At 69.0% G+C, this 19180-nt stretch carries 16 protein-coding genes and 1 riboswitch; of the genes, 9 read left to right on the top strand and 7 right to left on the bottom strand.

The annotated features are described in order from the left end of the window. Positions 1-47: 47 nt before the first annotated feature. Entirely contained in the window at positions 48-1328 is a 1281-nt protein-coding gene (locus IP92_RS07735; protein WP_145873936.1) for an acyltransferase family protein, read from the top strand. Between the two features lie 9 nt (positions 1329-1337). On the opposite strand, the gene IP92_RS07730 is transcribed toward IP92_RS07735, so the two are convergent. Then, positions 1338-2951: an amidohydrolase family protein gene (locus IP92_RS07730; protein WP_145873935.1), complete on the bottom strand. Its 1614-nt coding sequence runs from the start codon at positions 2949-2951 to the stop codon at positions 1338-1340. Positions 2952-3144: 193 nt separating this feature from the next. Here IP92_RS07730 and IP92_RS07725 point away from each other — a divergent pair, with 193 nt between their 5' ends. Then, positions 3145-4203 carry an AI-2E family transporter gene (locus IP92_RS07725; RefSeq protein ID WP_145873934.1) on the top strand — a complete coding sequence of 353 codons (1059 nt, stop codon included), beginning with the start codon at positions 3145-3147 and terminating at the stop codon, positions 4201-4203. 14 nt (positions 4204-4217) lie between these two features. Here the strand turns inward: IP92_RS07725 and IP92_RS07720 are convergent, their stop codons facing one another. Then, positions 4218-5054 carry a hypothetical protein gene (locus IP92_RS07720; RefSeq protein WP_145873933.1) on the bottom strand — a complete coding sequence of 279 codons (837 nt, stop codon included), beginning with the start codon at positions 5052-5054 and terminating at the stop codon, positions 4218-4220. A gap of 329 nt (positions 5055-5383) precedes the next feature. Between IP92_RS07720 and IP92_RS07715 the strand changes: the two genes are divergently transcribed. Together IP92_RS07715 and IP92_RS07710 are read left to right on the top strand one after the other, a co-directional pair. Next, positions 5384-5968 carry a response regulator gene (locus IP92_RS07715; protein ID WP_229418687.1) on the top strand — a complete coding sequence of 195 codons (585 nt, stop codon included), beginning with the start codon at positions 5384-5386 and terminating at the stop codon, positions 5966-5968. After that, on the top strand, positions 5969-7792 hold the full coding sequence (locus tag IP92_RS07710; protein WP_145873931.1) for an ATP-binding response regulator: 1824 nt from the start codon (positions 5969-5971) through the stop codon (positions 7790-7792). On the opposite strand, the gene IP92_RS07705 is transcribed toward IP92_RS07710, so the two are convergent. After that, positions 7720-8463: an SDR family oxidoreductase gene (locus IP92_RS07705; RefSeq protein WP_145873930.1), complete on the bottom strand. Its 744-nt coding sequence runs from the start codon at positions 8461-8463 to the stop codon at positions 7720-7722. The two genes, IP92_RS07710 and IP92_RS07705, sit on opposite strands and share 73 nt — an antisense overlap. 128 nt (positions 8464-8591) lie before the next feature. Between IP92_RS07705 and IP92_RS07700 the strand changes: the two genes are divergently transcribed. Together IP92_RS07700 and IP92_RS07695 are read left to right on the top strand one after the other, a co-directional pair. Beyond that, positions 8592-9521, top strand: a complete 930-nt coding sequence (locus IP92_RS07700) for a LysR family transcriptional regulator (protein WP_145873929.1) — start codon at positions 8592-8594, stop codon at positions 9519-9521. A 204-nt stretch (positions 9522-9725) separates the two neighbouring features. Then, the gene (locus tag IP92_RS07695; protein ID WP_145873928.1) at positions 9726-10172 is read left to right on the top strand and encodes an SRPBCC family protein; all 447 of its coding nucleotides are present in this window, start codon (positions 9726-9728) and stop codon (positions 10170-10172) included. 11 nt (positions 10173-10183) lie between these two features. On the opposite strand, the gene IP92_RS07690 is transcribed toward IP92_RS07695, so the two are convergent. After that, positions 10184-11092, bottom strand: coding sequence for a LysR family transcriptional regulator (locus IP92_RS07690; RefSeq protein ID WP_145873927.1), 909 nt, complete (start codon positions 11090-11092; stop codon positions 10184-10186). A gap of 93 nt (positions 11093-11185) precedes the next feature. Between IP92_RS07690 and hmgA the strand changes: the two genes are divergently transcribed. Together hmgA and fahA are read left to right on the top strand one after the other, a co-directional pair. Then, positions 11186-12478, top strand: coding sequence for a homogentisate 1,2-dioxygenase (gene hmgA, locus IP92_RS07685; protein WP_145873926.1), 1293 nt, complete (start codon positions 11186-11188; stop codon positions 12476-12478). After that, positions 12475-13794, top strand: a complete 1320-nt coding sequence (fahA, locus tag IP92_RS07680) for a fumarylacetoacetase (RefSeq protein ID WP_145873925.1) — start codon at positions 12475-12477, stop codon at positions 13792-13794. The genes hmgA and fahA overlap by 4 nt, the downstream gene beginning before the upstream one ends. Positions 13795-13806: 12 nt before the next feature. On the opposite strand, the gene IP92_RS07675 is transcribed toward fahA, so the two are convergent. From IP92_RS07675 to IP92_RS07670, 3 genes are all read right to left on the bottom strand, one after another. Then, positions 13807-15645, bottom strand: a complete 1839-nt coding sequence (locus IP92_RS07675; RefSeq protein WP_199272033.1) for an AI-2E family transporter — start codon at positions 15643-15645, stop codon at positions 13807-13809. A gap of 116 nt (positions 15646-15761) precedes the next feature. After that, positions 15762-16217 carry a hypothetical protein gene (locus IP92_RS30135; protein ID WP_199272034.1) on the bottom strand — a complete coding sequence of 152 codons (456 nt, stop codon included), beginning with the start codon at positions 16215-16217 and terminating at the stop codon, positions 15762-15764. Positions 16218-16232: 15 nt separating this feature from the next. Further along, positions 16233-17933, bottom strand: a complete 1701-nt coding sequence (locus tag IP92_RS07670) for an FG-GAP repeat domain-containing protein (RefSeq protein ID WP_145873923.1) — start codon at positions 17931-17933, stop codon at positions 16233-16235. A gap of 214 nt (positions 17934-18147) precedes the next feature. Further along, a riboswitch (cobalamin riboswitch) is annotated at positions 18148-18385 on the top strand. A 116-nt stretch (positions 18386-18501) separates the two neighbouring features. On the opposite strand from IP92_RS07670, the gene IP92_RS07665 reads away from it, so the two are divergent. Beyond that, positions 18502-19176, top strand: a complete 675-nt coding sequence (locus IP92_RS07665; protein WP_145873922.1) for an energy-coupling factor ABC transporter permease — start codon at positions 18502-18504, stop codon at positions 19174-19176. Positions 19177-19180 lie beyond the last annotated feature (4 nt).

Here is a 19180-nt window from a genome sequence, read left to right as displayed (position 1 = left end):
GCGCGGCGAATTGCAACGTCCCCACTGATCCACACTCGGCACACCTCATGGAAATCGCACAGCCCGAAGAGAAAACGACCGGCCCCGGCCAGAGCGCCATGCGCCCGAACGAGAAGGCGTTCTGGGCCCTGAACTGGCTGCGCTTCATCCTCGCCATCTACCTCGTCCTGTTCCACACGTTCCAGGGCCGCTACGACGTCATCGAGGACACCTGGTTCGAAGCCTTCCTCGGCATGGGCAATTTCGCGACCAGCGTGTTCTTCGTGCTGTCCGGCTTCCTGCTCACGCATGCCTACGTCGTCAAGAAGAACGGCCGCGAGATCAACAAGCGCAGCTTCTTCATCGCCCGCTTTTCCACGCTGTACCCGCTGCACATCGCCGGGCTGGCGCTCGCCTTGGCGCCGTTCGCGGCCGCCATCGTCGGCAACCACGGCGTGACGGTGCCGGCCGATACCCATGGCCTGGCCGTGCGGGTGCTGAAGGACATCGAAGTGTTCTTCGCGCTGGGCACGAACCTCGCGCTGCTGAGCGCATGGAACCCGTACTACCTGCCGTTCAATACGCCGTCGTGGTCGCTCTCGGCGCTGGCCTGCTTCTACCTCGTGTTCCCGTTCATCGCCGTCAGGATCTACCGGATGAAGTCGCACGGCAGCGCGCTGGTGCTGCTGGGCGTGCTGTTCCTGGCACCCGGCGCGATCGCCGACATCCTGCAGCGCACCGATCTCGTCACGGACGGCCTGCTGCACCGGAACCCGCTGATCCGCCTGCCGCTGTTCATCGCCGGCATGGTGCTGTGCGCGCTGTTCGCCCACAGCCAGCCGTCCGGCTCGCGCTGGCGCACGCCGCTGCTGGCCGCCGTGATCGCGGCGACGACGCTGGTCGGCGTCAACCTGCAGTACCAGGACAGCACCCTGCACATCGAACGCAACGGCCTGTACTTCCCGGCCAGCCTGGCGATCATCTGGCTGTGCGTGCACGTGGGCCCCACGTTGAACGAACGCGTGAAGGCATGGGGCGAACGCCTCGGTGCCGCCTCGCTGCCGATCTTCTTCCTGCACGCGCCGCTGTACGCGCCGTACGCGAAGGCCGAGAAATTCATCCGCGGCGCGCTGGCGAGCCCGGACTGGCGCCTGTCGTCGATCGTCGCCGCCGGCAAGGGCCTGGAACCGGCGATGGCGTTCTATCCGCTGTACCTGGTCACGCTGGTCGTCGTTTGCGTGCTCGTGCAGGAACGCTTCGTCACGCCGCTGCAGGCGAAGATCCGCAACCGCTACGCCCCGCCGCCCGCCCGCGCACAGCAGGCGCAGGACGTGCGCACCGGCACCTGACCCGCGGCCTTACTGCCGCAGGCGCTTCCGGATGTAGCCCGGCAGGTTCGGGTTGGCCAGCAGCCGCTCGGGGAACTGCGGATCGTCGACGGCCGTCAGCGGTTCCAGCTTCATGCTGCGCAGCGGCGCCGGGGCGGCCGCGGCCCGCAGCCCGGCCGCCATCATCGTGCGGTTCCGCGGCGCCGGCTCTTCCATTTCCATGTCGAGGTCCAGCCGCCATTCCGGTGCCGGCATGCGCTTGCGCTGCGCGCCGTCCGGCTTCGCGTCGCGCAGCGCCGGCAGGCGGTGCAGGCCATCGGCCAGCTTCTCCACGGCAGCGGTGAGCGTCATGCCGGCCATCGGATCGTCGCTGCCTTCCAGGAGGTCGATGTAGTAGTCCTTGCCGCCGATGGCGAACGTTTCGGCCGAGTCCTCGTCCGCGCTGCACAGCGTGGCGGCCTCGCCCAATCGCACGCGGCCGTCGATCAGGATCGCCCGGATCGACGTCTCGCGCGCATCGATCAGCGCCATGTACGGGTCGGCATGCTGGCCCTGCAGGACCAGCAGGTCGGCGCGGCGGCCGCGCGCGATCGTGCCCACGTGGCGCTGCCAGCCCAGCATCGCGGCCGGCACGGCGGTCGCCATCGCCACCAGCTCCTCCGGCGAAAACACGCCACCCTGCTTTTCGCTGACGGCATGCGCCATCTTCAGTTCGCCCAGCAGGTTCTTGCAGCCGCTGGGGCTCCAGTCGACGCCCAGCGCGATCGGAATGCCATTCGCCTTGGCCGCCGCCACATTGGCCGTCTTCCCGTACAACAGCAGGTTGCTGGTCGGCGACCACACCATGCCGGCGGCCTGCTCCAGCACGTCGAAATCGTTCTTCCACAGCCCCACGCAATGCACGCAGATCAGGCCCTTGCCCAGCGCCCAGCTGCGGTCCGGCCGGCGCAGGTCGCGAAAGCGCTGGCGCGCCTCGCGGTCGGTGCCTTCGGACAGGTGGTAGAAGAACGGCACGCGCTGCGCCAGCGCGGGCACCAGCTTGCTCTCGATCTCGTCCGGATGGTAGTCCAGGGTCTGCCCGCCGGCCGCCGCCCAGCCTTCCTCGATCGGCTGCTCGACGTTGCGCACGAGGCCCTGGAACAGCTTGCGCGCGCCGCCGCTGGACGACATCGACATGCCCTGCCCCGTCGTCACGCCGCCGAACAGGCTGCGGCATTCGGCGAAGCGGATGATGGCGCGCGTGTAGTCCGGGTCCGGGTGGCGTGCCAGGATGCTGGCCGGCAGCGCCACGTCCGTCTGGTAGCTGGGTTCCTCGGTGCGCCACTGGTTCCGGTTGGTGAACTTGCGCGGCACGTTCCACAGCGGCAGCATGTTGTAGGTGAGGTGGTTGTGCAAGTCGATCAGGCCGGGGAAGATCGTGCCGCCCGTGTCGATCTGTTCCACCTGGGCGAACGCGGCGGGCAGCGGATCTTCCGGCCCCAGCACGGCGGCAATTGTCGCGCCGTCGATGCAGACGCGGCCGCGCCGGCGCACGGTGCGTTCGGCATTCATCGTGACGATATCGCCGGCAAGCAGCAGCTTGCCGGACTGGTCCTGCCTGGAGTCGTTCTTGGAGCCGTTATTCAAGCCATTGAAGCGAATCATCCCTTGTCCCCCCAAACAAAGATTGCGAAGCGCCCAGCTTTTACAGGGCTCCCACACGGATGTCAAGTTGGCAATTTTTATGCCCGCTCGCCAGCGGTGCCATGCTGGACAGGGCGCGCCGTCCTCCTTCCGTTAGAATGGCCGGGCACTCGGCGCACCCTGCGCGCAACCGCCCACCCGTTCACCCGACACCATGAAGCGCTTCACGCTGACTCAAACCTCGTTCCTGCTGTTGCTGGGCCTCGTCACCCTCGCCTTCCTGTGGATCCTGGTGCCGTTCGCCGGCGCCGTGTTCTGGGGTGTGGTGCTGGCGATCGTGTTCGCGCCGCTGTACTACCGGCTGCAGAACGCGTGCGGCAACCGGCCGAACCTGGCCGCCTTTGCCGCGCTGCTGCTGATCGTCCTGATGGTGATCCTGCCGCTGACGATGATCGCCGCCTCGCTGGTGCAGCAGGCCGCGGCCGTGTACGCGATGATCGAATCCGGCCAGATCGACTTTTCGCGCATCTTCCAGCGCGTGATCAACGGCCTGCCGGCCTGGGCACTGACGGTGCTGGACCGCCTGGACCTGACCAATCTCGCCACGTTGCAGGAGCGCGTGACGGCGGCCGCCGCCCAGATCAGCCAGGCCACGGCGCGCTACGCGCTCAACGCGGGCCGCAACGCGCTCGACTTCCTCGTCAGCATCACCGTGATGCTGTACCTGCTGTTCTTCCTGTTCCGCGACGGCCGCACGGTGGCCTCGCGCATCCGCCGCGCCGTGCCGCTTTCCGAGACCTACAAGCAGCCGCTGTTCGACAAGTTCACCACTGTCATTCGCGCCACCGTGAAGGGCAATGTGCTCGTCGCGATGGCGCAGGGCGCGCTGGGCGGCATGATCTTCTGGCTGCTCGGCGTGCCGGGCCCGCTGCTGTGGGGCGTCGTGATGGCGTTCCTGTCGCTGCTGCCGGCCGTCGGCGCCGCGATCATCTGGGGCCCGGTGGCGCTGTACTTCCTGCTGACGGGATCGATCTGGCAAGGCGTCGTGCTGCTGCTGTTCGGCGTGCTCGTGATCGGCCTCGTCGACAACCTGCTGCGCCCCGTCCTCGTCGGCAAGGACACCAAGCTGCCCGACTACATCGTGCTGCTGTCCACCATCGGCGGCATGGCGCTGTTCGGGTTGAACGGCTTCGTCATCGGGCCCGTGATCGCGGCGCTGTTCATCGCGGCGTGGGATCTGTTTGCCGAGGCGGACGAGTTCCACCAGGAGTAAGCCGCCGCAACCGGTCACGTGCAGCATCCGCCGCGGCAGGCGCCGACCGGATGCAGCACCGTTCGCCAACCGGCGCGCTCGCCGGGCGGCGTTTCGAACTCGCTGCGGAACGACGGGTCGGCAAGGCGCGGCCGCAATCGCGCCCCGAGCCCCCGGCGCAGCGGCGGCGGCGCGGCCTGCCAGTGGACCAGGTCCGCATGGGACACGTCGCGCTCCTTGACCGGCGGCACCTGGCCGGCGTAGGGCAGCGCCGGTACCGCCTGCAACGTCGCGCGGAGCGCGGGCGGCAGCGCTGCAACGAAGTCGCGGGGTGCCCGGCCGACCGCCTTCAGCTCGCCCGCCTCGAATGCCGCGTACTGTTCTCCCAACGGCCGCAACGTCCTGCGCAGCCGGCCGGCGCCAATCTGGTGCACCACCTGCTGCTCCCCCGCCTCGGCAAGCACGGCCGCCTTGCCGCCGTCGCTGTGCACCACCGTGACACCGTCCGGCACGCACACCTGCAGCAGCGGCGCGACCACCCGTGCGCGCCCGTGCGCCGCCAGCTTGACCCAGCCTTGCAACAGCGCGATCTCGGTAACCGGCTTGCCGTCTCCCGGCAGCATCGCCAGCCGCACGCGCGTGCGCGGGCCCAGTGCGACGATGGCCGTGCCGGTATCGAACCGGGCGCCGACATCCTCGGTCTCGACGATGTCGTCGCGCTGCAGCGCGGTGCCGTTGACGGCCTTGTACAGCACCGTGCCGCGGATCAGGCGCACGGGCCGATCCGCCAACGTCAGGATCGCCGGCGCCGCCGCGTGCACCAGCACGGGCAGCAGCAGGAGCAGCAACGGCGGGAGCAGCAAAGGTCGCATTGTCGTTCCTTGATGACCGTGGGCCCGTGCCGGCGCGGCGCCCGCCACGTCGCCCGCACCCCGTGGGCGATCGGTGCGCCCGCTCGTGTCGTGCCACGCCCCGGCAGCGCCGCTTGTCCACTCGTCCACTGTCGCTTGTATCGTGCTATCCGATGGTGGGCAACGGCACTGTCGGCAAAAGGCCGCCGTACCTTGTCGCAAGCTGCTGTTGCACATCCATACATAACCAGACGACAATGCTATGTGCCCGCGCTTTCCCCGCCTATAGTCCAAATGGACTGACGGCCCCGCGGGCCATGTCGAGAGATACGCGGATGAATGCCAGGAATGTGTTGATCATTGACGACCACCCGATGTTCAGGACCGGCCTCGGCCTGATTCTGCGGACGGCGCTGGAAGGGATCGCGGTGCAGGAAGTGGGCGCGCTGCACGAGGCGCTGGCGCCGGCCATCGCGGAACCAGCCGTCATCCTGCTGGACGTGCACCTGCGGGGCCTGAACGGTCTCGAATGCGTGGCGGCGCTGCTGGGCCGCTGGCCGGCGGCCGCCATCGTCGTGCTGTCGGCGGACGCCACCGAAGCGACAGCGCGCGCGGCCCTCGCCCGCGGCGCGGTTGCCTTCGTGCCGAAATCGGATACGGCAGCCGACATCATCGACACGGTGCGCCAGCTGCTGCACGGCGAGTTCGCCCGCCAGCCGGTGGACGCGGCGGCGCATGCTCCCGGCCTGACGCCGCGCCAGCAGCAGGTGCTCGACCTGTTGTGCCAGGGCCTGCCGAACAAGACGATCGGCCGGCGCCTGGACCTGTCGGAGAACACGGTGCGCGGGCACGTGCAGGCCGTGCTGGCGTTTCTCGGCGCACCAAGCCGGACGAAGGCGGCGTTCGAGGCCCGCCGCCGCGGCCTCGTCGACTAGATGCACGGACCCGCCGACGCCGGACGCGCGCGGATCGAGAATCTGCGGCTGTCCCTGCACAACGTGCGCAGCTCCGTATGGCCGCCCATCTGCGTGGCGCTGGCGATGACGTGGGCGCTGTTCGACGATGCGATCGGGCTGGCGCTGTTGGCGTGGTGCGCCGCGCTGATCGCCTGCCAGGGGTCGATCGGCTGGTACTCCAGTGCGGTACTGCGCCGCGATATCGGCGCACACGACGCGGCACGGATCCAGCACGCGCTGCTCGCGCTGAACGTGTTGTACGGCGTTGCCTGGGGATCGCTCGTGTGGGTCACGCTGGATACGGCGAGCAACAGCGAAACGATCCTCGTCAATTCCGTCATAGCGGGTGTGGCGGCCAGCGCGATGTCCGTGCTGGCGTCGACGATGCCGGTCTTCGCGGCCTTCGTCCTCGCCGAATTCGCCACGGCCGCGGGGAAATTCGTCCAGATCGACGATCCCGCCTACCACGCGTTGCTGGTGGCGCTGATGGTGTATTTCCTCGCGCTGCTGATGCAGGGCCGGAACTGCGCGAAGACGATCAACAGCGCCATCATGCTGCGCTTCGAGAATGCCGAACTGCTGACGCGCCTGCGCGCCGAAAGCGTGAAGGCGACGGCCGCGCATCACCAGGCCGTCGAAGCCAACCTGGCCAAGTCGCGCTTCATGGTGGCCGCCAGCCACGACCTGCGCCAGCCCGCCCATGCGCTGGGCATGTTCCTGGAAACCCTGGCGCGCGGCGAGTTGAGCGCGGCGCAGCGGCGCGTGCTGGAGAATGCCCGTTCGGCATCGCAGGCGTCCGCCGACATGCTTAATACGCTGCTCGACATGTCGCGCATCGACGCGGGCGTCATCGAAGCTTCCACGCGCCCGTTCGCGCTGCAGGAGATACTGAACCGGATCGAGCGCGAACTGGCGCCGCAGGGGGATGCGAAAGGCCTCGTCTACCGCACCCGCGATACGGACGCGCTGTGCGAATCCGACCCGGCGCTCGTGGAACTCATCCTGCGCAACTTCGTCACGAATGCGATCCGCTACACGGAGCGCGGCGGCGTGCTCGTCGGCGCGCGCGCGCGGGGCGACCGCATGCACCTGGAGGTGTGGGATACCGGCATCGGCATCGATCCATCGAAATTCCACGACATCTTCCGCGAATTCCACCAGCTGAACAACCCGGAACGGGACCGCTCGAAAGGGCTGGGCCTGGGGCTGGCGATCGCCGACGGCCTGGCGCGGAAGCTGGGCCACCGGCTCGAACTGGCATCGAGGCCGGGCCGCGGCAGCGTGTTCCGGCTGGTGCTGCCGCGCGCCGCGCGCACGCCGCACGCGGGCGAGCACGCGGCACCGGCGCCGGCGCCGGCGCAGCCGCAGCTCCACGCCCACGTGCTGGTGATCGACGACGACGCGGCGGTGCGCACGGGCATGGCGATGCTGTTGCAAGGCTGGGGCTGCACGTGCGACGTGGTGGAGGCGCCGGAGCAGGCGCTGGCCGCGGCGCGGGCGCGCTTGCCGGACGTGGTGATCAGCGACTTCCGCCTGCGCGAGAACCATACGGGCACGGAAGTCATCGCCGCGCTGGGCACCGCGCTGGGCCGCCCGGTACGGGCGTTGCTGATCACCGGCGACACGGGGCCCGAGCGCCTGCGCGAAGCCCAGCGCGGCGGCCTGCCGCTGCTGTACAAGCCCGTGTCGCCGCTGCGCCTGCACGCCGCGCTGCGCGGGCTGTGCGAGCCTCAGGCGGCAAATCCGCCGTCGATCAGCAAGTCCGCGCCCGTCACGAACGCCGCTTCCGCGCCCGCCAGATAAGCCACCATCGCCGCCACTTCATCGGCACGGCCGTGGCGGGGCAGCGCCATGAAGCCGTGCATCGACGGCGCCATCGCGCCATCGGCCGGGTTCATGTCGGTGTCGATCGGCCCCGGCTGCACATTGTTGACGGTGATGCCGCGCGGGCCCAGGTCGCGCGCCAGGCCTTTCGCCAGCCCCGTCAGCGCCGATTTGCTCATCGCGTAGACGGCGCCGCCGGCAAACGGCATGCGCAGCGCGTTGGTGCTGCTGATGTTGATGATGCGGCCGCCGTCGCCCATGTGCCGTGCCGCCGCCTGCGCGGCGACGAACACGGAGCGCACGTTGACGGCCACGGTGCGGTCGAAGTCCTCCAGCGCGAACTCCTCGACGGGGCCGAGCCGCAGGATGCCGGCGTTGTTGACGAGGATGTCCAGGCGGCCAAAACGATCGGCGACGCTGTCGATCGCCCGCGTCAGCGTGACGGCGTCCGCGGCATCGGCCTGCACGGCCAGCGCCTTGCCGCCGCCCGCTTCGATCTCGGCGACGAGGGCTTCGGCGGCGATCGCCGAAGCGTGGTACGTGATGGCGACGGTGGCGCCGTCCCTGGCCAGGCGCCGGGCGATCGCGGCGCCGATGCCGCGCGAGCCGCCGTTGATGAAAGCGATCTTGCCATTCAGATTCGTGCTCATGATGTTCTCCTTGGGTTGGTTGATGGACCCAGTATGGAGGGCCGGATTGGATCGCACTAGTCGTCAATCGGCAGCATCAGCTTCAACCAACGGTATAAGATGACGGTACAAAAACACCGGGAGTCGTCATGCAATCCGAGCTTGCCCCCTATCTGGACGCTTTCGTCGCGGCGGCCGACGGCAACAGCTTTTCAGCCGCGGCGCGCCGCCTGGGCCTGACGCCGGCCGCCGTCAGCAAGAGCGTCGCGCGCCTGGAAGCGGGGCTCGGCGTGCGTTTGTTCCAGCGCAACACGCGCAGCCTGAGCCTGACCGGCGAAGGCGAGCGCCTGTACCGGCAGGTGCGCACCGCGTGGGGCGAGATCGGCGACGCATTGACGGAGGTGCGCCAGGGGGCCGGCAGGCCGGCCGGCACGCTGAAGGTATCGCTGGCACCCGCCGTGGGCCGCCACTACTTCGTGCCGCTGCTGCACGGCTTCACGCAGCGCTACCCGGACATCGTGCCGGACCTGCGCTTCGAGAACCGTCAGGTGGATCTGGTCGGCGAAGGCTACGACGTGGCGATCGGCGGCGGCATCGCGCTGACGGAGGGCCTCGTCGCGCGCGAACTGGCGCGGGTACGCGTGGTACTGGCGGCCTCCCCCGATTACCTGGCGCGCCATCCGGCGCCGGCAACGCCGGACGACCTGGCCCGCCACCACGGGGTGCTGCGGCGCTCGATCGGGTCCGGCCGGCTGGTGCCGTGGGTGCTGAGGGATGGCGACGGCTGCGAAGTGGTGGCCAGCGTGCGGCCGGTGGCCGTGCTGGACGACCCGGAGGCGATGGCCTCCGCGGCGGCCTGCGGTCTCGGCATCGCGATGCTTCCGCTGCCGCACGCGCTGCCGCTGCTCGACAGCGGCCAGCTGGTGCGCGTGCTGCCCGGCTGGTATGCGGAAACGGGGCCGCTGTCGATCTACTATGCGAGCCGGCGGCTGATGCCGGCCACCGTGCGCGCCTTTGTCGACTACGTTGTGGACGAGGTGCGTGAGCGCGGGCTGGGCGTGCGCTTCGCCGAAGTGTAGGAAGAGATCAGCGCGGTGTTCATCTCTTCGCCAGGAGATGCCGGGCAGCGAACAGCATGCCGATACTCCCGGCCAACCTGCCGATCCGAAGCGCTCGTCGCTCCTGTCCGCGACGAACCTTTTTTTCAGCGATGTGTCGATTTCCGCGGGCCTGCCACGTCGTAGCGGCAGAGGGTCGTCCTCTGCCTACCCAAGGAAACCATCATGTCCACCAATACCGTTGAATTCCACCGCGTCCTGAAAGCAACGCCCGACCGCGTCTACCGCGCCTTCGTCACGCCGGCCGCGTTTGCGAAATGGCTGCCGCCGCACGGCTTCGTCGGCACCGTGCATGAACTCGACGCACGCGAAGGGGGCCGCTACCGGATGTCGTTCACGAACTTCACGACGGGGCACAGCCATTCGTTCGGCGGCGAGTACCTGGAACTGCGGCCGGGCGAGCGCCTGCGTTACTCGGCCGAGTTCGAAGATCCGAACCTGCCGGGCCGGATGCAGACGACCGTCACGCTGCGCGAAGTGTTTTGCGGTGTCGAGGTGCGCATCCGGCAGGAAGGCATCCCGGCGGCGATTCCCGCCGAAGCGTGCTGCCTCGGCTGGCAGGAGTCGCTGACGCTGCTGGCGCAACTGGTCGAGGCGGAGATCAACGACTAGGGCGCACACGGTCACGCCTGTTCGCCGAACGCTTCGGCCACCAGCGTGCGCAGCCAGCGGTTGCCGTCGTTCTGGTTGTAACGGCGGTGCCAGAACATATTGGTCTGCAAGCCGGGCAGGCGCAGCGGCGACTTCACGTAGACGAGGCCGAACGGCGCAGCCGCCCGCTCGGCCAGCTTGCGCGGCACGGTGACGACGAGATCGGTGGTGGCGACGATGTACGGCGCCGCGGCGAAATGCGGCACCGAAAAACTGCTCGATGCCAGGATGCCGGCCTTATGCAACGCCGTGTTGATGCGGTCGTACGGGCTTTCCAGCGCGGCCACGACGAGGTGGCGCGCCTGCGCGAAGCGCTTCATCGTCAGCGCACCGTCGGCCAGCGGATGGCCGGCGCGCAGCAACGTCACGTACTCCTGGCGGAACAGGCGCCGCTGGTACAGCGCGCCGGGCGCATCGTCGAACGCGCCGATGGCGAGATCGATGCGCCCCGCTTCCATCTCGGCGCGCAGCCCGGCCCCGCCGGCGCGCACCGATGCGATCTCGACGCCGGGCGCGGCGGCACCGCACAGCTCGACCAGCCGCGGCATGAAGTACACCTCGCCGACGTCCGTCATCGCGATCGTGAAGCGGCGCCGCGTTACCTGCGGGTCGAACGCCTGGCGCGGCGCCAGCGCCTGCTCCAGGTGCGCCAGCGCGGCCGCCACCGGTTCGGCCATCCCTTCCGCATATGGCGTCGGCTGCATGCCCGTGGCCGTCCGCACGAACAGCTCGTCGCCGACGGCCCGCCGCAGCCGCGCCAGCGCATTGCTGACGGCCGATTGCGTCACGCGCAGGCGGCGCGCCGCTGCCGAGATGCGGCGTTCGCGGAACACTTCCTGGAATACCAGCAGCAGGTTGAGGTCCAGTTCGCGCAACTCCATGCGGCCTCCATTTACATTGTAAATACTGGCTATTTTCTCATTTACGGCGGAAATCGACTACAGTGCGGCAAATCATCCCAGCGAGGAGACACGATGAATACGCCTGACCTGCATCCGGGCTACCTGTCCGGCTTCGGCAACGAATTCGCCACCGAAGCCGTGCCGGGCGCCCTGCCCGCCCACCGCAATTCGCCGCAGCGCGCGCCGCACGGGCTGTATGCCGAACAGCTGTCCGGCACCGCCTTCACGGCGCCGCGCGCGCACAACCGGCGCAGCTGGCTGTACCGCATCCGCCCCGCCGCCGTGCACCAGCCGTTCGAACGCATCGACAACGGCCGCATCGTCAGCCGCTTCGACGACGTGCCGGCGCCGCCGAACCAGCTGCGCTGGGACCCGCTGCCGCTGCCCGATGCCCCCACCGACTTCATCGACGGCTGGGTCACGATGGCGGGCAACGCCGGCTGCGCGATCCACCTGTACGCGGCCAACCGGTCGATGGACGGACGCTATTTCTACGATGCGGACGGCGAGCTGCTGATCGTGCCGGAACAGGGGCGCCTGTCGATTGCGACGGAGCTGGGCGTGCTGGACATCGAACCGCAGCAGATCGCCGTGATCCCCCGCGGCGTGCGCTTCCAGGTCACGCTGCCGGACGGCGCGGCGCGCGGCTACATCTGCGAGAACTTCGGCGCGCTGCTGCAGCTGCCGGACCTGGGTCCGATCGGTTCGAACGGCCTGGCCAACCCGCGCGACTTCCTGACGCCGCAGGCGGCCTTCGAAGACCGCGAGGGCGACTTCGAACTGGTGACCAAATTCGCCGGGAACCTGTGGCGCGCACCGATCGGGCATTCGCCGCTGGACGTCGTCGCATGGCACGGCAACTACGCGCCGTACAAGTACGACCTGCGCCACTTCAACACGATCGGCTCGATCAGCTACGACCACCCGGACCCGTCGATCTTCCTCGTGCTGCAAAGCCCCAGCGACACGCCCGGCGTCGACACGCTGGACTTCGTGATCTTCCCGCCCCGCTGGCTGGTGGGCGAGGACACGTTCCGCCCGCCCTGGTTCCACCGCAACGTCGCCAGCGAATTCATGGGCCTGATCGCGGGCCAGTACGACGCGAAGGCGGAAGGCTTCCGGCCCGGCGGCGCGAGCCTGCACAACTGCATGAGCGGCCACGGCCCCGATGCGGCCACGTTCGACAAGGCCAGCGCGGCCGATACAAGCCAGCCGCACAAGGTCGATGCGACGATGGCCTTCATGTTCGAGACTCGCGACATCATCCGCCCGACCGCGCATGCGCTAGCCACGCCGCTGCTGCAGAAGAACTACCACGAATGCTGGTCCGGCATCCGCAAGCACTTCAAGGAACCCCAGGCATGACGATCGCACTGAACGAAACCCACGATCCGGCGCTGGCCAGCTGGGTAAGCTCGGCGAACGATACCGCCAGCGACTTCCCGATCCAGAACCTGCCGTTCGGCGTGTTCCGCCGTGCCGGCAGCGATGAGCCGCTGCGCGGCGGTGTCGCGATCGGCGACCAGGTGCTGGACCTGGCCGCGCTGCACGGCAGCGCGCTTGACGCGCAGTTCGACGACACCGCACGCGCCGCATTGGCATTGGCCGCGCGCGACACGCTGAACGACTTCATGGCCGCCGGGCCGGCGGCCTGGTCGGCGCTGCGCCTGGCGCTGTCGCGCTTCGTGCGCGCCGATGCGCCGGCCCATCCGGAGCTGCTGGTGCCGCAGACGCAGGCCGAGTATGCGCTGCCGGCGCGCATCGGCGACTACACGGATTTCTATACGTCGATCCACCACGCCACCGCCGTCGGCCGCCTGTTCCGCCCCGACGAGCCGCTGCTGCCGAACTACAAATGGGTGCCGATCGGCTACCACGGCCGGGCGTCGTCGATCGGCGTCTCGGGCCAGGCATTCCGGCGGCCGCAAGGCCAGACGCGACCCGCCACGGGCGGCACGGTACCCCACTTCGGCCCCAGCAAGCGGCTCGACTACGAGCTCGAAGTGGGCATCTTCATCGGCACCGGCAATGCGGACGGCGAGCCGATTCCCGTGGCGGAGGCCGACGAGCACGTGTTCGGCCTGTGCCTGCTGAACGACTGGTCCGCGCGCGACCTGCAGGCGTGGGAATACCAGCCGCTGGGGCCTTTCCTTGCGAAGAACTTCGCATCGACGATCTCGCCGTGGATCGTCACGACCGAAGCGCTGGCGCCGTACCGCGCCGCGTGGCGCCGCGACGCGGCCGATCCGCAACCGCTGTCCTACCTCGACTACCCGGCGCTGCGCGAAACGGGCGCGTTCGACATCGAACTGGAAGTGCTGCTGCAGACCGCGGCGATGCGCGCGGCCGGCCAGGCCCCGGCGACGATCTCGCGTTCGAACTTCCGCGACTCGTACTGGAGCGTCGCGCAGATGGTGGCGCACCACACCGTCAACGGCTGCGGCCTGCGCCCGGGCGACCTGCTCGGCTCGGGCACGCAGTCCGGCCCGGAACCGGAAGCCGCCGGCTCGCTGCTGGAACTGACGGGGGGCGGCAAGCAGTCGATCGCGCTGCCGAACGGCGAACAGCGCACGTTCCTAGAAGACGGCGACACGGTGGTGCTGCGTGCCCGCGCCGTGCGGGCGGGGTTGCCGCGCATCGGTTTTGGCGAGGCGGCGGGCACGGTGCTGGCGGCGCGCTGACCGCCAGTCCTGTCAGCGCTGGCTGGCCGACTTCACGGGAGCGACGAACGCCAGCGCTTCCTCGAACGATTGCAGCACCAGGTCGACCCGCTGCGCCAGCGCGCCGGGGTCGGCCTTCTCGGCCATCTCAGCCATGCCACGCGGCTGGATCGTGACCAGCGGGACGTCCGGCAGCACGTCGCGCAGCTGCGCAACCGCTTCGTACCACACGTCGGGCGCCGTATCCATCGGCCACGCGACGATCACGCTGGAGACGAGACGCTCGGCATCCGGCGGATCGTCGTCGTCCGGCTTGCCCAGCACCACGCTACGCGCGTCGATTTCCGCCTCGCGCAATGCCAGCACCAGCAGCTCGCTGAGGAATTCCTCGCGCACCCCTTCCAGGCTGGCGCACAGCACGATCGAGCGCTCCGGCACGTCGAGCGAACCTTGCCAGCGGCCGAGGCGCTCCTCGCGCGCATGGCGCAAGTGCGCGCCGATCGTTTCGTTGAGCAGCGACACGCTGCGCCGGCCTGTGCGCCGCGCCGCAGTACCTGCGCCGGCATCGAGCGTGTCGGCCACCATCGCGATCGTCGCGCGCAGGCGCTGCTGCTGCGCGCCGACGTCCTGGCTGGCCTGGCTGCCGCGCAGGTCGGCGCTGGCCAGCGCCAGCCCAGGCAACAGCACCTGGTCGCAGTAGCGCGCCAGCGTGTACTTGCGCAGGAAGGCGCGGGCATCGCGGATGATCGCGGCCGCGTCGCCGGACAGCACCCGGTGGTAGAAGCGCTGCGCGTCGCTGGCGTTCGGCGATTCGGCCAGCAGGATGCTGACCGGTTCCAGTTCCTTGATGTAGCGCCCGGCGACGACGAGACACAGCGTGAGCGGTGTCGACAGCAGCAGGCCCACCGGCCCCCACAGAGCGCTCCAGAACAGCGCCGACACGATCACGGCCAGCGGCGACATGCCGGAGCTGTGGCCGTACACGCGCGGTTCGACGACGTTCGCGACCAGCACTTCCAGCACGCCGAACAGCACCATGGCATAGACGGCCAGCGCCCAGCCGGGATCGACGGCCGCGGCGAACAGCCCGATGCCGGCGGCGGCGATCAGCGCGCCGATGTACGGCACGAAGCGCAGCACGGCGCACAGCGCGCCCCACAGCGCCGCATGCGGCAAGCCGAGCAGCCACAGCGCGATGCCGCTCACGGCGCCGAACACGAGGTTCACGACGAACTGCGAAAAGAAGAAGCGCGACACGCCGTGCGCCGCGTCTTCCAGCCCGCGGATCGTGCGGCTCACTTCGCGCTGGCCCGTCAGGCGGATGATGCGGTCGCGCAGGTTTTCATGGTCGAGCAGGATGAAGATCAGCAGCACGAGCACGAGGCCCGCGGCGCCCAGCGGGCCCGAGACGACGGCGACGGCTTTCGCCAAGGTGTCCTGGGTTGTCGCGCGGGTGCGGATCTCGACGGGCACGGGTTGCACGGCGCCTGCCGGCAGCGTGGCGGCGCCATCGTGACCGCCGGCCAAAGGTTCGTCGCCCAGCAGGTCCGCCGGCAGGCGCGCCAGCGGCTGTTCGGTCAGCACGCGCACTTCTTCCAGCTTGGCGCGGATCTCGGCGCGGTATTGCGGCAGCTCGGCCGTCAATGCCAGCATCTGCGCGCCCAGCACGGTGCCCGCCGCGGCCACCGCCGCGAACACGAGCGCCAGCGCGGCGAAGATCGCATGCACGCGCGCCAGGCCCAGCGTGCCGATCGCGCGGATCAGCGGGGCCAGCGCAAGGCTCAGCACCAGCGCGAGGACGATGGGCTGCAGCACGCCGCGGCCGAAGTGGAGGATGGCAATGAGGCAGGTGGCGGTAACGACGCGGTTCACGGGCAACGGTGGAAGGTCAGGAAAGAATGGTCGGCAAACAGCCGCATTTGACCATAAAACGGCGTCGCCCGCTCTACTTTGCGGGCGGCGCCGCCCCCTGCCCGTTGTGTGCTGGTCTACTGCTTGTCGGCGACCTGCGCGGCCAGCGCGCGCACGAACGGCGCCGGATCGTCCTGTGCCAGCTGGCGCAGGCGCTGCTGCACGCGCGGCGCGGACAAGCCCACGGCCGAGCGCAGCGCCACCTTGCGCACGCCCGCATCGGCGTCCGCGTGCAGCACGTCGAACATCTCGCCCGCCGCATCGGCCTGCAGGTTGCGCAGCGCCGATGCCGCCGCCACTTTCAACAGCGGCGCCCCCGTCGCATGGGCCGCCTTCAGCGCCTGCAGCGCGCCGGCCTGGCCGGGCAGCAGGCTGGCGAGATACGTGGCCTTGCTGGCCAGCGCCGGGTCGCCGCCCTGGATCAGTTGCAGCAGCACGGGCTGCGCGGCGTCGCCCAGCGCGTTCGCAGCGGCGGCGTAATCGGGTTCCTCCGCGTCGAGCCAGGCGCGTACTTCCTTGATGGTGATGGTCATCGCGTGTTCTCCTTGTCAGGTGGCGAAACTGAGCGTGCTGGCACGCATCGTGTTCACTTCCGTCGAGATCAGGTCCGGCGGCGGGTTGGTGATGTTCGACGTGCCGTTCCCCGTCATCAGCCGGTTGTTGTCGTCCACGTGCCGCAGGCCCAGCACGTGCCCGACTTCGTGGCCCAACGTCCACTCGGTGGCGATCGATGCGACGACGGCGCCGGGCTGCCCGGCCGGATGCGACGCACAGCCGTTGTACACGGGGACCGTGCTGCGCACGAGGTACACGACGACGTCCGTGCCCCATGCGTTGTTGCGGTGCGCGAACAGGTCGTTCTGCTCGCCGGTGGTGCTGCCGAGCGTGCACCCGCCGACGTCGACGTCGTTCAGCGCCGGCAGGTCCAGGCGCTCGGTGCTGACGTGGTGGACGCGCAAGCCCACCGCCTCGTACACGCGCTGCATCGAGCGCACCATCGTGGCGACGCCGACGGTGGGATCGGTGAGGATCTTCAGGTGCAGCCGCACCGTCTGCTCGCCGATCTCGAAGCGGTTGTCCGCCGTGTTCAGCAGCCAGCCGCCGAAGCGGGTGCCGTTCGGCGCCATCGTCGCCGCTTCCATCGTCGGCCCCGCGAGACGCAGGATGCCCAGGCCCCACGGGCTCGTCACCAGCACGTCCGCCCGGCCGTCGCCGGTGAAGTCGGCCACCGCGTCGAAGCGGTTGTCCGCCGTGTTCAGCAACCAGCCGCCGAAGCGGGTACCGTTCGGCGCCAGCATCGTCGAGGTGAAGCTCGTACCGGTGTACTTCAGCACGCCGATGCCCCATGGGCTGGCGACGAACAGCTCGTTGCGGCCGTCGCCATCCATGTCGGCCGCGGCGATGATGCGGTTGTCCAGCGTATTGAGCAGCCAGTCGCCGAAGCGCGTGCCGTTCGGCGCCATCATCTTCGCGTTCAGGGTCGCGCCGGACATTTCCAGCACGCCCAGGCCCCACGGGCTCGTGATCACGATTTCCGAGCGCCCGCCGCCGTCGAAGTCGGTGACGGTGACGATGTGGTTGTCGCCCGTGTTCAGCAGCCAGCCGCCGAAGCGCGTGCCGTTCGGCGACATCACCGGCACCTGGAATGCGCCATTGGACAGCCTGAAGACGCCCAGGCCCCAGCTGCTGGTGACGACCAGTTCCTCGCGGCCGTCGCCATCCAGGTCGCCCACCGCGCTGTAGCGGTCTTCCGCCGTGTTGATGGGCCAGTTGGCGAAGCGGGTGCCGTTCGCCGCCATCATCGGCACCGTGAACGTGCTGCCGGAGAGCTTGAAGATGCCGATGCCCCACGGGCTCGTGACGAGGATCTCGTCGTGGCCATCGCCGTCGAAGTCGCCGATCGGGCCGAAGCGGTTGTCGGCCGTGTTCAGCAGCCAGCCGCCGAAGCGCGTGCCGTTCGCCGCCATCACCACCGGCGTGAAGCTGCCGCCTTCCTTGCGCAGCAGCGCAATGCCCCACGGGCTCGTGACGAGCATTTCGGCGCGGCCGTCGCCGTCGAAATCGCCGATCAGGTCGAAGCGGTTGTCGGCGCTGTTGAGCAGCCAGCCGCCGAAGCGGGTGCCGTTCGCCGCCATTACGGGGGATGTGATCGTGCTGCCGTCGAAGGTCAGCAACCCCAGCCCCCACGGGCTGCTGACCGGTATGTCCGCCCTGCCATTGCCATCGAAATCGCGCCTGCGATACACCATGATCGAGCTCCTTCACCTGGTACTGCGTTGAATGGATGTCCGTGCCGGCGCCCGTCGCGATTGGAGTCGTGGGAGCCTGGCCGGATCAGTATGGCAAACGCGAGCGGGGGATCTATCCGGGATTTGTCGGCAAATTGTCATCGCGCGTCGCCGCGACCGCCTCCAGCAAGTGCCGCGCCGCGCCGACATTCCCTGGCACAAACCCCACCGCCCGTGTAAAATCGGCATCTTGGGTGCGCCGCTCTCCGACCGGAGTGCGGCGTTAAACGGGAAACCGGTGCCACCGCCAGCTTTGCTTAGCTTTGTCCTGCATAGCTTTGGCGGTCATTCCGGTGCAGCCCCCGCTGCTGTAAGCCTGACGACTCCGAACACCGCCACTGTGGCTACGCCATGGGAAGGCTCGGAGAAGAACGACGGCGAGCCAGAATACCGGCCCAGAACAATCAGCACCATTCCCCGGGGTGACGGGAAAAAGCTGTCGACCGGATCGGTGTACCGACTTCCCGTGTCGGCGTCTTGTCGCATCCCCCCGATGGTGTCGTATGAACCATTCGACGGGAGGATTCGAATGCATATCATGGAAGGTTTCCTGCCACCGGCGCATGCGCTCGGGTGGACTGTCGTGTCGCTGCCTTTCGTGGCGTGGGGCACGCGCGTCATCGGGCGCGACCTGCGCGCCCACCCGGAGCGACGCATGCTGCTGGGCGTGGCCGCCGCGTTCACGTTCCTGCTGTCCGCCCTGAAGCTGCCGTCGGTGACGGGCAGTTCGTCGCACCCGACCGGTGTCGGCCTGGGCGCCCTGCTGTTCGGACCGATGGCGATGATCCCCGTGGGCTTCGTCGTGCTGCTGTTCCAGGCACTGCTCCTCGCGCACGGCGGCCTGACGACATTGGGCGCCAACGTGTTCTCGATGGCGATCGTCGGCCCGTTCGTGGCGTTCGGCGTGTTCCGCGCCTGCGTCGGCGTCGGGCTGGGGCGCGCCTTTGCCGTCTTCCTCGGCGCCTGCCTGGGCGACCTCACCACCTATGTCACCACGTCGGCCCAACTGGCCTGGGCGTTCCCCGACGCCGTGGGCGGCTTCACCGCGTCGTTCGTCAAGTTCGCCGGCATCTTCGCATTGACGCAGGTGCCGATCGCGATCAGCGACGGCCTCCTCACGATGCTGGCCGCGAACGCGATGCAGCGGCTGAATGCGCGCGAACTGGGCGCGCTGCCGTTGATGATGCACGGGCGGGCCAAATGAAGGG

Source organism: Pseudoduganella flava, assembly GCF_007830495.1.
Taxonomy (GTDB): domain Bacteria; phylum Pseudomonadota; class Gammaproteobacteria; order Burkholderiales; family Burkholderiaceae_D; genus Rugamonas; species Rugamonas flava.
Note: the sequence above shows the minus strand (reverse complement) of the source record. Positions and strands in the feature narration are given on the sequence as shown.

Coding starts and splice junctions, on each gene's coding strand:
- IP92_RS07725 (WP_145873934.1), top strand. CDS start 3,145: ATGAAGCGCTTCACGCTGACTCAAACCTCGTTCCTGCTGTTGCTGGGC.
- IP92_RS07735 (WP_145873936.1), top strand. CDS start 48: ATGGAAATCGCACAGCCCGAAGAGAAAACGACCGGCCCCGGCCAGAGC.
- IP92_RS07730 (WP_145873935.1), bottom strand. CDS start 2,951: ATGATTCGCTTCAATGGCTTGAATAACGGCTCCAAGAACGACTCCAGG.
- fahA (WP_145873925.1), top strand. CDS start 12,475: ATGACGATCGCACTGAACGAAACCCACGATCCGGCGCTGGCCAGCTGG.
- IP92_RS07690 (WP_145873927.1), bottom strand. CDS start 11,092: ATGGAGTTGCGCGAACTGGACCTCAACCTGCTGCTGGTATTCCAGGAA.
- hmgA (WP_145873926.1), top strand. CDS start 11,186: ATGAATACGCCTGACCTGCATCCGGGCTACCTGTCCGGCTTCGGCAAC.
- IP92_RS07695 (WP_145873928.1), top strand. CDS start 9,726: ATGTCCACCAATACCGTTGAATTCCACCGCGTCCTGAAAGCAACGCCC.
- IP92_RS07705 (WP_145873930.1), bottom strand. CDS start 8,463: ATGAGCACGAATCTGAATGGCAAGATCGCTTTCATCAACGGCGGCTCG.
- IP92_RS30135 (WP_199272034.1), bottom strand. CDS start 16,217: ATGACCATCACCATCAAGGAAGTACGCGCCTGGCTCGACGCGGAGGAA.
- IP92_RS07710 (WP_145873931.1), top strand. CDS start 5,969: ATGCACGGACCCGCCGACGCCGGACGCGCGCGGATCGAGAATCTGCGG.
- IP92_RS07665 (WP_145873922.1), top strand. CDS start 18,502: ATGCATATCATGGAAGGTTTCCTGCCACCGGCGCATGCGCTCGGGTGG.
- IP92_RS07700 (WP_145873929.1), top strand. CDS start 8,592: ATGCAATCCGAGCTTGCCCCCTATCTGGACGCTTTCGTCGCGGCGGCC.
- IP92_RS07670 (WP_145873923.1), bottom strand. CDS start 17,933: ATGGTGTATCGCAGGCGCGATTTCGATGGCAATGGCAGGGCGGACATA.
- IP92_RS07720 (WP_145873933.1), bottom strand. CDS start 5,054: ATGCGACCTTTGCTGCTCCCGCCGTTGCTGCTCCTGCTGCTGCCCGTG.